The 14,181-nt window shown below is 64.0% G+C and carries 13 protein-coding genes; 3 read left to right on the top strand and 10 right to left on the bottom strand.

Annotated elements, in window-relative coordinates:
- Positions 1 to 18 precede the first annotated feature (18 nt).
- Entirely contained in the window at positions 19 to 1,230 is a 1,212-nt protein-coding gene (locus N551_RS0104460; protein ID WP_027565928.1) for an ABC transporter substrate-binding protein, read from the top strand.
- Positions 1,231 to 1,291: 61 nt separating this feature from the next.
- Here the strand turns inward: N551_RS0104460 and N551_RS0104455 are convergent, their stop codons facing one another.
- Positions 1,292 to 2,554, bottom strand: coding sequence for an NAD(P)/FAD-dependent oxidoreductase (locus tag N551_RS0104455; RefSeq protein ID WP_027565927.1), 1,263 nt, complete (start codon positions 2,552 to 2,554; stop codon positions 1,292 to 1,294).
- Between the two features lie 297 nt (positions 2,555 to 2,851).
- On the opposite strand from N551_RS0104455, the gene N551_RS0104450 reads away from it, so the two are divergent.
- Complete coding sequence (locus N551_RS0104450) at positions 2,852 to 4,024, top strand: ABC transporter substrate-binding protein (RefSeq protein WP_027565926.1); 1,173 nt, start codon at positions 2,852 to 2,854, stop codon at positions 4,022 to 4,024.
- Positions 4,025 to 4,224: 200 nt separating this feature from the next.
- On the opposite strand, the gene N551_RS0104445 is transcribed toward N551_RS0104450, so the two are convergent.
- The 9 genes from N551_RS0104445 to N551_RS37735 form a co-directional block, all read right to left on the bottom strand.
- Entirely contained in the window at positions 4,225 to 6,096 is a 1,872-nt protein-coding gene (locus tag N551_RS0104445; protein ID WP_027565925.1) for a bifunctional sugar phosphate isomerase/epimerase/4-hydroxyphenylpyruvate dioxygenase family protein, read from the bottom strand.
- Positions 6,093 to 6,830, bottom strand: coding sequence for an ABC transporter ATP-binding protein (locus tag N551_RS0104440; RefSeq protein WP_027565924.1), 738 nt, complete (start codon positions 6,828 to 6,830; stop codon positions 6,093 to 6,095). The genes N551_RS0104445 and N551_RS0104440 overlap by 4 nt, the downstream gene beginning before the upstream one ends.
- Positions 6,831 to 6,840: 10 nt before the next feature.
- Positions 6,841 to 7,584, bottom strand: coding sequence for an ABC transporter ATP-binding protein (locus tag N551_RS0104435; protein ID WP_027565923.1), 744 nt, complete (start codon positions 7,582 to 7,584; stop codon positions 6,841 to 6,843).
- A complete protein-coding gene (locus N551_RS0104430; protein ID WP_027565922.1) occupies positions 7,581 to 8,579 on the bottom strand; it encodes a branched-chain amino acid ABC transporter permease in 999 nt (332 codons plus the stop codon). Before N551_RS0104430 ends, N551_RS0104435 begins: the two co-directional genes overlap by 4 nt.
- The gene (locus N551_RS0104425) at positions 8,576 to 9,451 is read right to left on the bottom strand and encodes a branched-chain amino acid ABC transporter permease (RefSeq protein WP_027565921.1); all 876 of its coding nucleotides are present in this window, start codon (positions 9,449 to 9,451) and stop codon (positions 8,576 to 8,578) included. The genes N551_RS0104430 and N551_RS0104425 overlap by 4 nt, the downstream gene beginning before the upstream one ends.
- Before the next feature lie 123 nt (positions 9,452 to 9,574).
- Positions 9,575 to 10,705, bottom strand: coding sequence for an ABC transporter substrate-binding protein (locus tag N551_RS0104420; RefSeq protein ID WP_027565920.1), 1,131 nt, complete (start codon positions 10,703 to 10,705; stop codon positions 9,575 to 9,577).
- Between the two features lie 57 nt (positions 10,706 to 10,762).
- A complete protein-coding gene (locus N551_RS0104415) occupies positions 10,763 to 11,641 on the bottom strand; it encodes a shikimate dehydrogenase (RefSeq protein WP_027565919.1) in 879 nt (292 codons plus the stop codon).
- A 143-nt stretch (positions 11,642 to 11,784) separates the two neighbouring features.
- Positions 11,785 to 12,720, bottom strand: coding sequence for a LysR family transcriptional regulator (locus N551_RS0104410; protein ID WP_027565918.1), 936 nt, complete (start codon positions 12,718 to 12,720; stop codon positions 11,785 to 11,787).
- A gap of 333 nt (positions 12,721 to 13,053) precedes the next feature.
- Positions 13,054 to 13,230 (bottom strand): hypothetical protein, encoded by a 177-nt coding sequence (locus N551_RS37735; RefSeq protein WP_007597932.1) that lies wholly within the window; start codon positions 13,228 to 13,230, stop codon positions 13,054 to 13,056.
- A 165-nt stretch (positions 13,231 to 13,395) separates the two neighbouring features.
- On the opposite strand from N551_RS37735, the gene N551_RS0104400 reads away from it, so the two are divergent.
- A complete protein-coding gene (locus N551_RS0104400) occupies positions 13,396 to 14,124 on the top strand; it encodes a LuxR family transcriptional regulator (RefSeq protein WP_027565917.1) in 729 nt (242 codons plus the stop codon).
- Positions 14,125 to 14,181 lie beyond the last annotated feature (57 nt).

Here is a 14,181-nt window from a genome sequence, read left to right as displayed (position 1 = left end):
ACGACAGGGGAGGGACCAATGAAGAACTTGAAGTGGACGCTTGCGCTGGCCGCGAGCCTGATTGGCGGCGCGGCAAATGCCGAGATCTCCGACAATGTCGTGCGCGTCGGCGTGCTCAACGACATCTCCGGCATCTTCCAGGATACCAACGGCATGGGCTCGGTCGAGGCCGCGCGGATGGCCGCTGAGGACTTCAACGGCGGCGGCAAAGGCATCAAGGTCGACATCGTCTACGCCGATCACCAGAACAAGGCCGATGTCGGCAACGCCATCGCGCGCAAATGGCTCGATGTCGAGGGCGTCGACGCCATTGTCGACGTGCCGAATTCGGCGGTCGGCCTCTCCATCAACACGCTGCTGCGCGGCAGCCGCATGACGTTTCTCGCATCATCTACCGCGAGCTCCGATCTCACCGGCAAGGCCTGCTCGCCCAACACCATCCAGTGGGTCAACGACGCCTGGGCGACCGGCAACACCACGGCGGCCGCGATGATGTCGCGCGGCGGCAAGGACTGGTATTTCCTCACGGTCGATTACGCGCTCGGCAAGGGCATCGAGGCGGAAGCCCAGAAATACATCGAGGCGCATGGCGGCAAGGTGTTGGGCTCCAGCAAGCATCCGCTCGGCACGTCCGACTTCGCGTCGTTCCTGTTGCAGGCGCAGGGCTCCAAGGCCCAGGTGATCGGGCTCGCCAATGCCGGCGGCGACACCATCAACGCGGTGAAGCAGGCGGCCGAGTTCGGGATCCAGCAGGGCGGACAAAAGCTCGTCGCCTTCCTGCTCTTCATCAACGACGTCCACGGCATGGGCATCAAGGTCGCGCAAGGGCTCCAACTCATGGAGGCCTTCTACTGGGACATGAACGACGATACCCGCGCCTTCGCCAAGCGGTTCGCGGCGCGGCCCGGCATGAACGGCAAGATGCCGAGCGGCAACCAGGCCGGGGTCTATGCCTCCACGCTCGCCTATCTCAACGCGGTCGCCGCCACCGGCAGCGACAATGCCAAGGATGCCGTGCCCGAGATGAAGAAGTTCAAGGGCAAGGACAAACTGTTCGGCGACACCACGATCCGCCAGGACGGCCGCGTCGTGCATCCGATGTATCTGTTCGAGGTGAAGAAGCCGGAGGAGTCGAAATATCCGTACGATTATTACAAGCTGGTTTCGACGATCTCTGCGGAGCAGGCGTTCCGCCCGCTGGCGGAAGGCGGCTGTGAGCTGGTGAAATAGGGGCGGCGAGCGCGCCTCACTTAACCTCTCCCCGTAAGAACGGGGAGAGGGAGAAGAAGCCCTACACCACCTTACTACTTCCCTGCGTGATCAGCCGGGCGGCGCGCTGGTCGCGGGCGTAGATCCAGAGCCAGCTCAGCGCGACGCTGAGGCGGTGGCGCAAGCCGATCAGGAAGTAGATGTGGGCAATGCCCCAGATCCACCACGCGATGGTGCCGCGCAGTTTTACCTTGCCGAAGTCGATCACCGCGAGCCGCTTGCCGATCTGCGCGAGGCTGCCGGAGTGCTTGTAGCGGAACGGGCCGGTCGGCTCTTTGCGCAGCCGGGCCTTGATGGTCTCGGCCACGTGACGGCCCTGCTGCTTGGCGGCGGGCGCGATGCCGGGCACGGGCTTGCCGTCCCAGGCGTTGATCAAAACGGTATCGCCGATCGCAAAGATTTCGGGATGACCGGGGATCGTAAGATCGTCTTCGACCTGCACGCGCCCGGCACGATCGGCCGGTGCGCCCAGCCACTCGGCCGCGGGCGAGGCGCGCACGCCGGCGGCCCAGATTCGTGTCTTGGCTTCGAGCAGCTTGCCGCCGAACACCACGCCCTCGCGATTGATCTCGGTGACGGCCTGTCCGAGCACGACCTCGACACCGATTTTCTCCAGCGAGGCCTGCGCGTAGGCCGAAAGGTCATCGGGGAAGCCTGCGAGCACGCGCGGACCCGCCTCGATCAGCACCACGCGCGCCTTGTTGGTGTCGATGTTGCGGAAGTCGGCGGGCAGTGTGTGATGCGCCATCTCCGCGATGGTACCGGCGAGCTCGACGCCGGTGGGGCCGGCGCCGACGATGACGAAAGTCAGCCGCGCCGCGCGCTTTTCCGGATCGGTCTCGCGCTCGGCGCGCTCGAACGCCACCAGGATGTGACGGCGCAGCGTCGTCGCGTCCTCCAGCGTCTTCAGGCCCGGCGCGAACTGCTCCCATTCGTCGTGGCCGAAATAGGCGTGCCGCGCACCGGTGGCGAGCACCAGCGTGTCGTAAGGCACCTCGCTGCCGTCGTCGATCAGCACGCAGCGCCTGTCGGCATCGACGCCGCTGACGGTCGCAAACAGCGTCGTCACATCGCGCCGGTCGCGCATCAGGTGCCGGACCGGCCATGCGATCTCGCTGGTGGCGAGCGAGGCGGTCGCGACCTGGTAGAGCAGCGGTTGGAACAAATGATGGTTGCGGCGGTCGATCAGCGTGATCTCGACCGGGCTGCCGGCGAGTCGGTAGGTCGTCTCCAGCCCGCCGAAGCCGGCTCCGACGATGACGACGCGATGCGGTGTCGTGGTCATGATGCGCCCCTCCGAATCTCGCGGCTCTATCCTCATCTAAACGCTGATCGGGCGCCGCGGTCCAATAGCCGTCATCAATCGCTGGATAGGCCTGACGTATCGATATCCCGCGAAAAAGCGCCGCAGCCCTCGCCGAAGTGAGTAGAACTATATTTCTTGCCATTAACGATCGGGGCGAAATATGGTGCAGGGCGGGCGCTGAGCCATTGGCGGCGCGACAGATTTTGCGTTCAATAGAGATGACCCGGGGCGGCAATCACCCCGTTTCCGGGCATAATAATATGGAGGGGAGTGGTTATGAGGACGGCATTCTGGCTGGCGGGCGCAGCGGCGCTGGTGCTGGCAGGCCCGGCATCCGCCGGCGACACTATCAAGATCGGATTCGTTTCGACCTTCAGCGGCCCGACCGCCGTGATCGGCAACGACATGCGCAACTCGTTCGAACTCGCGCTGGATCACATCGGCCGCAAGATGGACGGCAAGCCGGTCGAGGTGATTTACGAGGACGACGGACAGAAGCCCGACGTCGGCAAGCAGAAGACCGAGAAGCTGGTGCAGTCCGACAAGGTCGACTTCATCGTCGGCTACATCTGGTCGAACGTGCTGCTGGCCTCGCTCAAGACCGCCGTGGATTCGCAGACCATCCTGATCTCGGCCAATGCCGGTCCGTCGCAGCTCGCCGGCGAGCTCTGCTCGCCTTATGTGTTCTCGACCTCCTGGCAGAACGACCAAACGCCGGCCGCCATGGGCCTCTACATGAACCAGAAGGGCGTCAAGAGCGTGTTCCTGATCGGCCCGAACTACGCCGCCGGCAAGGACATGCTCGCGGGCGTGAAGAGCACGTTCAAGGGCGAGGTCAAGGGCGAGGAATACACGGTCTGGCCGAGCCAGCTCGACTTCTCCGCCGAGCTCTCCAAGGCGCGCGCCTCGGGTGCCGAGTCGATCTTCGTGTTCTATCCCGGTGCAGCCGGCGTGCAGTTCCTCAACCAATATGCGCAAGCCGGGCTGAAGAGCACGATGCCGCTCTACACGGCGTTCACCGTCGACGAGCTGTCGCTGCCGCTGCAAAAGGAGAACGCGCTCGGCGTTCCCGGCGCGCAGGAATGGGTGAATGATCTGCCCAACGAGCAGAACAAGCGCTTCGTCGCCGACTACCGCAAGAAGTACCCCGGCCTGCGCCCGACCTATTACGGCGCGCAAGCCTATGACGCGGCCCAGCTCATCAACAGCGCGGTGGTCGCGGTGAAGGGCGACACCAGCAAGAAGGACGCGATGAAGGCCGAGATGGAGAAGGCCAACTTCAAGTCGCTACGCGGCCCCTTCAAGTACGGCAGGAACCACATCCCGGTGCAGAACTTCTATCTCCAAGACGTCGTCAAGGACGGCGAAGGCCAGCTCTCGCTGAAGACGGTCGCGACCATCGTTGAAAACGACCAGGATCGCTTCCACGACAAATGCACGATGAAGTGAGCTGATTGCTTCTCCCTCTCTCCGTTCTTGCGGGGAGAGGGAACGGGTCAGGGGCGGCCTTTACGAGTTGTCCTGTCGCCGCACACTCACAGTCCCTCCACGTCATTGCGAGCGCAGCGAAGCAATCCAGAATCCTTCCGTGGAAAGACTCTGGATTGCTTCGTCGCTTCGCTCCTCGCAATGACGGCTCTCGGTAGAGACTACACCCGCGGCATGCTCACAGGCCGCACCTCGCGCGCTTGCGCCGCGAGCCTGATCCCGGCATTGGCCGCGCCGAAGCCCTGATAATCCCGTCGCTCCACGATCTCGAAGAAGAAACGCTCGTCGAAGATGTGGGTGTAGACCTGAAAGAACTCCCCGTCGCCTTCGCGGTCGTAGAGAATGTGGTTGGCGCGCAGCTGCGCCATCAGCTCGGGCGCGAGGTCGTATTTGGCTTCGATGTCGTCGTAGTAATTATCCGGGATATCCAGGAAATCCGCGCCGCGCTTGCGCATCTCCGCGACCGCCGCAAAAATGTCCCGGCACGTGAACGCGACGTGCTGCACGCCCGAGCCGAAAAACTCCGAGATGAAACGGGCCGGCAGCGTGCGGTTGGCGGATGAGCCGTTGAGAACGAAGCGCAGGCTCTGGTCGCCGTTGACGACGGCCTGGCTTTGCACGAGCCCTCTGGGATCGGCGATCTCCATCTGCGGCAGCCGCTCGAGGTCGAGGATGCCGGTGTAGAACAGCAGCCAGGACAGCATCTCGTCATAGGGCATCGACTGCGCGATGTGATCGACGGCCAGCAGGGCGTCCGCGCGAGCGTCGCTCGGGACTTGTTCGAAATCCGTGTCCCAGTTCTTGCCGGCTTGGTCGAGGAAATACAGCAGGCTGCCGCCGACGCCGTGGATTGCGGGAATCTCGAGCTCGCCCGGTCCGACCGGCTGGTAGAAGGTGCGCGCTTTCAGTGTTTCGGCGCGCTGCATGACGAGGCCGGCATTGTCGACGTCGAGCGCAATGGCGCAGACGCCGGGGCCGTGCGTCACGTAGTGCGAATGCGCAAAGCCGTCGGTCTCGGAGTTGACGACGAGCTCGACCTTGCCTTGCGACCAGCGCTCCACCGCCTTGCTGCGATGCTTGCCGGTCTTGCGGAAACCGAGTTGCGCGAGCAGGCGGGCGAGTTCGCCGGCCTTGGTTTCGTTGACGGCAAACTCGATGAAGCCCGTGCCGCGACTTCTGGGCTTCGGCGCCAAGGGCTCGCTGATGAGCTTTGGCCAATCCGGTGCAAGCTGGTCTTCCAGCAGGATCAGCGAACGCAGGCCGTCGACCGCGGTCTGCACGGCCGAGCCGGCGCGGAATTGGTCGTTGAAGATCTCCAGCGACAGCGGTCCGGCATAGCCGGTTGCCGCGATCGCCGCCATGAACTCGCCGACCGGCAGGTCGCCCTGGCCGGGAAAGGAGCGGAAGTGCCGGCTCCACGACAAGATGTCGAGCTCGAGCTTCGGCGCGTCCGCAAGCTGGACCAGGAAGATCTTGTCGCCGGGGATCGAGGCCATCGCGCGGACCGGAAAGCCGGGGGCCAGTGCGTGAAAGCTGTCGAGGATGACACCGATCGCGGGGTGATCGGCGCGCCGCACGATTTCCCATGCATCGCGGTAATCGTTGACGTGGCGTCCCCAAGCCAATGCCTCGTAGCCGACCCGCAAAGACCGTTTGGCCGCGCGCTCGCCAAGCTCGCGAAAATCATCCGCGGCGCGGTCGATGCCCCCGAGCGAGGCCGGTGACACGTTGGAGCAGATCAGCAGCAGGTCAGTGCCGAGCTCCTGCATCAGGTCGAACTTCCGCTCGGCGCGGGCAAAGTTGCGCGAACGCTGCGGCTCCGGCATGCCCTCGAAATCGCGGAACGGCTGAAACGCGCAGATCTCGAGATTGAGGTCCTTGCAGAGTTTTGCGATGTCGCGCGGGCCGGCGCCGAACGACAGCAGATCGTTCTCGAAAATCTCGACCGCGTCGAAGCCTGCAGACGCGATGGCGCGGAGCTTCTCGTCAAGGGCGCCGGAGAGAGAGACCGTTGCGATCGAGCGTTTACTCATGCTGCGTTGTCCTCCATCGCGCCGCCCAGGAACAATTGTCCGATGCGGGGATCATTCAATATGCGCTTCGCGCCGTCGATCATCCGGGTCTGGCCGAGCTCGAGCACGATGCCGATGTCGGAAATCTCCAGTGCCGAGCGTGCGTTCTGCTCGATCATCAGAATGGTGACACCGCAGTCGCGCAGGGATTTCAGGATGTCGAAAGTCTGCTGCACCATCAGCGGCGACAGGCCGATCGAGGGCTCGTCGATCAGCACGAGCTTCGGTTCGAGCAGCAGCGAGCGGGCGATTTCGAGCTGTTTCTGCTCGCCGCCGGACAGCGTGGAGGCCTGCTGCGTCGATTTCCGCCGCAGCGCCGGGAACAGGTCGAGCGCGGCCTCGATCCTGCTCCGCAGGTCGATGCCCTTGCCGGCGGAAACGCCGCCGAGCTCGATATTGTGGCGCACCGACAGTTCGGGAAAGATATTGCGGCCCTGCGGCACGTAGCAGATGCCGGCGTTGAGCAGCGCGCGCTGGCCCAAATGGGTGACGTCGCGGCCGGCGAAGTTGATCTTGCCCTCGCGCAGCTTGAGCAGGCCGAAGATCGCCTTGAACACGGTGGACTTGCCGGCGCCGTTCGGGCCGATGATGGTGGTGATGGTGGCCTGCGGCACGGCGAAGGTGGTGCCGTTCAGGATCGTCATCTTGCCGTAGCCGCCGACGAGATTGTGAACCGAGAGGATCGGATCGCTCATGGCTGGTTCCTCAATGTCCTAGATAGGCTTCGATCACGGCGGGGTTCTTTCGGACCTCGTCGGGCCGTCCCATTGCCAGCACCTTGCCTTCCGCCATCACCATCACGCGCGAGCACAGCGACATCACGAATTCCATGTTGTGCTCGATCACGACGAAGGTGGCGTTCTTCTCGCGGTTGATCGCGACCAGGCGGTCCTTCAGGTCAGCGAGCATCGACGGGTTGACGCCGCCGGCTGGCTCGTCGAGCAGCACCAGCCGCGGTCCGCCCATGAAGGCCATGGCGGCGTCGAGCAGTTTTTGCTGGCCATAGGAGAGCCCGCCGGCCGGCTCGTCGGCGAGATGATCGAGCTTGAAAAATCCGATCATCTGGTTGGCGGCCTCCGTCAGTCCGGCATCGGAGCGGCCGACCAGGCGCGAGGCCATACTGCCCTGGTGCTCCTGTCCCGCGAGGATCAGGTTCTCGCGCACCGAGAGTTTTGGGAACACCTGCAGGAGCTGGAAGGTGCGGCTGACCCCGAGCTTGTTGAGCTCGGCGGGGCGCAAGCCCGTGACGACCTTGCCGTCGAGCTTGACCTCGCCGCCGCTCGGCGTGAGCTGGCCGAGGATGCAGTTGAACAGGGTCGACTTGCCGCAGCCGTTCGGTCCGATCAGCCCGAGGATCTCGCCCTCGCGGACGTCGAAAGAGACGCCGCCGACGGCGCTGATGCCGCCAAAGTTCTTCTTGATGTCGGTGACTTCGAGGACCGCGCTCATTGCACCGTCTCTAGCCGGGACTTTGCGACGGCGCGCTGGGCGGAGGCCACCTTGGTACGGCGTTCGGCGAGATAGCGGTCGAGGATTCCCAAGATTCCGGTCGGCGACCAGATCAGCAGCCCCATCACCGCGATCGCGTAAAGCATCAGATAATAGCCCTCGGTGAAACGCAGCCATTCCGGCAACAACACGGCGATCATCGCGCCGAGGAACGGACCGAGGAAGAAGCCGGCACCGCCGACGATCACCATCATCAGGAGGTCGAGCGAGAGCGACAGGTTGAACGGCACGGGATCGATATATTGCGTCAGCGGCGCATAGAGCGCGCCGGCGACCCCGCCGAGCGCCGAGCCGATCGCGAACGCCATCAGCGTATAGCGGCGCGTGTCGACGCCCAGCGACTGCGCCCGCAGCGGGTTTTCGCGCAGCGCCATGAAGGCGCGGCCCCAGGGCGAGCGGATCAGCCACCACACCGCCAGCGATACGATCGCGAGCGAGCCGAGGCAGACATAGTAGAACGGCAGCGGCTTGTTGGTTGCGATGCCGAAGATGTGCGGCCGCGGAATGTTGGAGATCCCGTAGATGCCGCCGGTGAGCCAGCTCTCGTTGCGAAACACCAGGAAGGCCAGCGTGGAGAAGGCGAGCGTGACGAAGGCCAGGTAATGGTGCTGCACCCGCAGCGCGGGATAGCCGAGCATCCAGCCGACCGCGAAGCTCAAGGCGATCGCAACGACGATCGCCGCCGGCAGCGGCCAGCCATGGGTGGTCATGATTGCCGCGGCGTAGGCGCCGATGCCGACGAAGGCGCCCTGTGCCAGCGAGACCTGGCCGGCATAACCGAGCGTGAGGTTGAGGCCCATTGCGGCGATGGCCATCACCGCCCATTGGCTCAGGATGAACAGGCCATAGCGGTTGAAGTTCATGGGGACGACGATCAGCGCAGCGATGACGATGAGGCCGAACGCGATCTTGAGAGGTTTGGCGAAGCCACTCATACGGTGCGCTCCTCGGCGCGACCGAGCAGGCCCTGCGGCCGGAACAGGATGACGGCGATCAGGAAGATCATCGGCACGGCGGCGCGGTACTGCGTCGAGACATAGGCGGCCGCGAGATTGTCGAGCACGCCGATCAGGAGACCGCCTGCGATCGCGCCGCGCACCTGATTGAACCCGCCGACGATCGCGGCGATGAAGGCAGCCTGGCCCAGCACCTCGCCGGACGTGAATTTCGCGAGATAGATCGGCGTGATCAACAGCGAGGCGAGAGCGACCAGGAACGCGTTGATCAGGAAGGTCAGGAGAATCATCCGCTCGACCGGAACGCCGATGATGCGCGCCACGGTCGGATTCTGCGCCGCCGCCTGCATCTGGTGGCCGAGCGAGGTGCGGTTGAGAAGCGCGGTCAAGCCGAAGACGGCAACGATAGCCAGGACGAGGACGCCGATGCTTTGCAGCGAGACGGCATGGCCGAGGATGGAGACGTCCCCGGTCGGCACGATTGAGGGGAAGGGTGAGGCTTCGGCGCTGAAGAACTGTTTTACGGCCTCCTTGAGGCCGATCGCGAGCGCCATGGTCGCGATCGCGAGCGGCAGCACACCATGGCGCATCATCGGATCCACCAGCAGCATCTTGAAGGCGAGGCCGAGCAGGAGCATCGAAAGCAGGATACCGAGGATGATCGCGAGCCAGAACGGCGCGCCGGCATGCATCGCCGCCAGCATCAGGAACGCCGGCAGCATCACGAATTCGCCTTGCGCGAAATTGATGGTCTGCGAGGTCTGCCACAGCAGCGTGAAGCCGACCGCGACCAGCGCATAGATCGCGCCGGTGGCAAGTCCGGCGACCAGAAGATCGAACAGATTGGACATTTTCCCCTCTCGGCGCGCTGTCTTCTCCCTCTCCCCACTCTCTTTCTTCTCCCTCCCCCCATTCTTACGGGAGAGGGAGACGAAAGATCTCGCTCCGCAAGAAGCGGGCGAAGGGCAAAGACCTCACTTCACCTTCGGCAGCACCTGTTTCACGACCTGCTTGCCTTCGACCACTTCGACCAGAAAGCTCTGGCGATCGATGTCACCGGTGTCGCTGAAGGAGACGTCCATCAAGATGCCCGGCTCGTCCGCGGCCTTGATGGTCAGGCCATGCAGATTGTCGGCGAACGCCTTGGAATCGACCTTGCCCATCTTGTCGGTCGTGGCCTTCACCATGTAGACCGCGAGATAGCCTTTCAGGCCGTTATGGTCGGGCACGTAATTGTACTTCTTCGCGAACTTGTCGCGAAAGGCCTTGATCAGGTCGACCGGCGCATCGGTGGTGAGGCCGACATGGCCGCGCGCGCCGTTGGCGGCATCGCCCGCAAGCTCGATCACCTTCTGGCCGATCAGCGTGGTCTCGCCCATCAGCGGCGCGGTGACGCCCTGGCGCTTCAGCTCCTTGAGGATGCGCGCGCTCTCTTCCTCGTTCAAATAGACAAACACGGCGTCGGGATTGGCAGCCTTGATCTTGCCGACGTCGGCGGCGAAATCGGCCTGGCCCGCCTCGGTGGAGAGATCGGCGACGACCTTGGAGCCGAGCCGGTCGAGCTCCTTGACGACGACATCGCGACCGCCGCGGCCAAAGTCATTGTTGACCCAGACGACGGCGACCGACTTCGCCTTCATGTCGTCGTGAATGTATTTGGCGACCTTCGGCATCGACGATTGCTGGCCGAACGAGGTGCGGAACAGGAATTTGTTTCCGCCTTGCGTCAGCTCGGCGGCTTCGCCGCCCATGATCTGCGCGATGCCGGCCTCGGCCGCCAGCGGCGCCGTCACCTTCACGGACCCGGAATAGCCGGGTCCGAGCAGCACATAGGGCTCGGCGTCGAGTGCCTTTTGAACCTGCGCGCGCGCGACGCCCGGGTTGGATTGCGAGTCCGCATGAGTGACTTCGAGCTTGCGGCCGAGCACGCCGCCCTTGGCGTTGATCTCCTCGATCGCGAGGTCGATGCCGTTCTTCCAGTTGGTGCCGACGGTGGCGCCGCCGCCGGACAACTCGGCGACGTCGGCGAGCTTGATCGCCTGGGCGTGGACACCGGTTGCGGTCGCGAATGCAAGCAGGGCGCCTGCCAGAATGGTCGATTTCATGGTCTATCCTCCGATTTCTTTTGATCTTACGCGCGGCCTTGTGTCCGGCCGCTTCGGTTACGCTGCGTGATAGGCCGGGCTTCGTGCCGCCATCACCTCGTCGAATGCCTCTCCCATGATCTCGGTGGATGGGGCAAGGCCAGTGAACAGTTCGAAAGCGTCGGCGGCCTGGTAGATCGCAAGCTCCCGGCCGGTCATGATCCGTGCGCCCTTGGCTTGGGCAGCCGCCAGCAGCGGCGTGATCAGCGGCGAATAGACTGCGTCGGCGACCCACAGGTTTTGACGCAACAGCGTCGGCGCGACCGGCGTTTCCCGGTTCGGCAGCATGCCGACCGGCGTGCCGTTGACGAGGCCCGTTGCGCCGTCGAGCGCGTCCTCGACGCTCGCGGCGACCCTGGCGCCACCCTGCTTGACGAGCAGTGCGGCGAGTTTTTCGGCGCGTGCCGGCTCGCTGTCGAAGATGCGGATGTCGGCCACGTCAAGGCTCGCCAGCGCAAAGGCGATCGCCTTGCCGACGCCGCCGGTGCCGATCACGGCGACCGCGTTTCCAGAGGCCGTCAGCAGCGGCGCGACGGCGCGCGCAAAGCCCGTCGTGTCGGTGTTGTGGCCGATCAGCCGGCCGTTGCTGGCGACGACGGTGTTGACCGCCCCCATCGCGGCCGCACCCGGTGCCAGTTCATCGAGCAGCGGGACCACTGCCTCCTTGTAGGGAAAGGTGACGTTGACGCCGGCAAAGCCGAGCCGCCGCACGCCTTCCAGCATCAGCCGGAGCCCGGCCGCATCGGCGCCGGCCACTTCGATGAGCTGGTAATGTCCCCGCAGGCCAAGCCCCTCCGCGGCGCGCTCATGCATGGCAGGGGAGGCGGAATGCGCGATGGGTGCGCCGATCAGGCCGGTCAGGAGTTTTTTGGATGCGGCAGGTCCGCGCTTTGACATGGTTCGCTATCGTCTCGTTGGGAGCGTTTGGTCCCGGCCATTAGCGGGGAAATCCGCCCAATTCCAAGGGGCTTCCACCACGGACGATAGCCTTTCCTCGGCCTAACACAATTACCCTCTTGTCCTGCAAACCTAACGTAATGTTATCTCTTCCGCCGTGGCGGCGCGGCCCTGCTTTTGCCCCGCGACGGCTCGACCGCGCGCATCTCCGCGCGCAGGGCCTCGATGAAATACTCGACATGAAGCGACAGCGGCGCGCCGCGCTTCACCGCGATATAGGTGTCGAATCGCGTCGGCTCGGTGATCTTGATCAGCTCGATGCCGGGATAGCCGCCATGGGCCACCGTGAACTGGTCGATGATGGCGATGCCGAGACCCGCCTTCACCAGCGCGCAGACCGTGGTGCCGAAGCGGGCGCGGATGGTGATGTTGTACTCGAGGCGGTGGCGCGCGAAGATCTCGGCCATGATCCGCCCGTAGGGATCGTTGGGATCGATGCCAATCAGCGGATAGCGGGTGATCTCGGCGGCGGAGACCTGCTTGCGGCCGGCGAGCTCGTGGCCCGGCGGCACGATGCAATAGAGCTCGCCGGAGGCGAGCGGCATGAAGTCGAGTCCGGAATGCTCCAGGCGGTAGCTCATCGCCACGCACTCGCCGCGGCCGAGCATGAGATAGTCGATGGCTTCCTCGAGCTTGAGGATGTTGATGTCAATGCCCAAATCCGGATAGCGCCGCCGGACCCGCTCGATTGCGCGCGGCACCATGACTTGCGAAATGCTCGGCACCGAGCCGATGCGCAATTCCGACAATCCGCCGCGTCCGATCTTGGAGATGATCTCGGAGAGGTCGTCGACCTTCTTGTAGACGCCGTTGATCTGCTCGAAGATGTTCTCGGCTTCCGGCGTCGGGAAATAGCGGCCGTTCTGGCGCTGAAAGAAGCGGATGCCGAGCGAGCGCTCGGTGTATTTGACGAGGCGGCTGATGCCCGGCGCCGAAACGTTCAGCAGCTTCGCCGCGCCGCCGATCGTGCCCGTCACCATCACGGCACGGATCACTTCAACCTGGCGCAGCGTCATCATGTCTTGGGCATCCAAAAGATAATCGTCGTCGGCGCTGCCTTTCCCTCTCCCCTTGTGGAGGCGGGTGGACCGCCGCGATAGGGCGAGACGGGTGAAGGGTTCTCTCCCCGCGCGAGCCTCGCGCGTTTGAACGCGTGGAAACAACCCCTCATCCGGCGCCATAGCCGATCCGAAGCATCGGCGTTTTGTTTTAAGAACGGCGGCCGAAGGCCGCCTACGCCACTTCTCCCACAAGGGGAGAAGGAAGGAAACATTCGCGTTCGGTTGTTCGGTTCAGATCAGAGCAAGCCATGGCACCGAACGGACCGTTCGTGCGCTCACAGCAATTGCGTGCTAGCTCGCCGGTCCGTCCGGCGAGGCGCTCTCGGCCGGCTTGCTGCGTTCGCTTTGTAGCACCCCGCGCGCGAACTCGATGATCTTCTGCTTGTTTGCCGTTTCGCGGACGGCGAAAAATACGCGGTTGAGTTCCAGGCCGAGCACGCTGTTGAGGGCGATGTCCTCGTCTTCCATCGTGGTTTCCCCGCTTCAGACATTGTAGGTGTAACTTGACGTCACTTCTTCCACAAGTAGATTAAGCCTTCGGGGTCAATGGGATACCGGGAAACTACGGAAGCGCTGAATTGAGGCAGTCGCCAGGACGTGCTATAGCGATAACGAGGGTCAGGAAACGCACCGATGTCCGCCGTGGATTATGGCCGGGAAGCGCTCGACTTCATTGAGGGGCTTGGAGCCTATACCAAGGTTCCGGACGCCATGGATGCGCTTGCGGCCGCGTTCGGGCGCTACGGCTTCGAGCACATCATCGTAACCGGCTTGCCGAATCCCGATCAGCGTTTTTCCCAGATGGTGCTCGCCAAGAAGTGGCCGGCGGAGTGGTTCAGCCTCTATACCCAAAAAGGCTACGACCGCGTCGATCCCGTGATCCGCAAATGCCGGCAGACGGTGAACCCTTTCGAGTGGTCCGAGGCGCCGTACGATCCGGAGCTGGAGCCGGGCGCGGTGGAGGTGATGCGGCGCGCTGCCGATTTCCGTATGTCGCGCGGCTTCGTCGTGCCGATCCACGGATTGACCGGCTACGAGGCCGGCGTCTCGCTCGGTGGCGTTCACCTCGATCTCAATGCGCGCAGCAAGCCGGCGCTGCACCTGATCGGCATGTACGGCTTCGATCACATTCGCCGCTTGCTCGATCCGGCGCCGCATCGATCGATGCGCCTTACCCCGCGCGAGCGCGAGGTGCTCGCCTGGGCCTCGCAGGGCAAGTCGGCTTGGGAAATCGGCGAGATCCTGCACATCACTCAGCGCACCGCCGAAGAGCATCTCGCAACTGCCGCGCGCAAACTTGGTGCCGTCAACCGGACGCATGCGGTTGCGATCGCAATCCGCCACAGAATCATCACCCCCTAAAATCCGCGCCTACTGGGAAATTTCCCAATAGTCGCTTTGGCCGTTTTCCGTGAGTGT

This window comes from Bradyrhizobium sp. URHA0013 (assembly GCF_000518345.1).
Lineage (GTDB): Bacteria > Pseudomonadota > Alphaproteobacteria > Rhizobiales > Xanthobacteraceae > Bradyrhizobium.
Note: the sequence above shows the minus strand (reverse complement) of the source record. Positions and strands in the feature narration are given on the sequence as shown.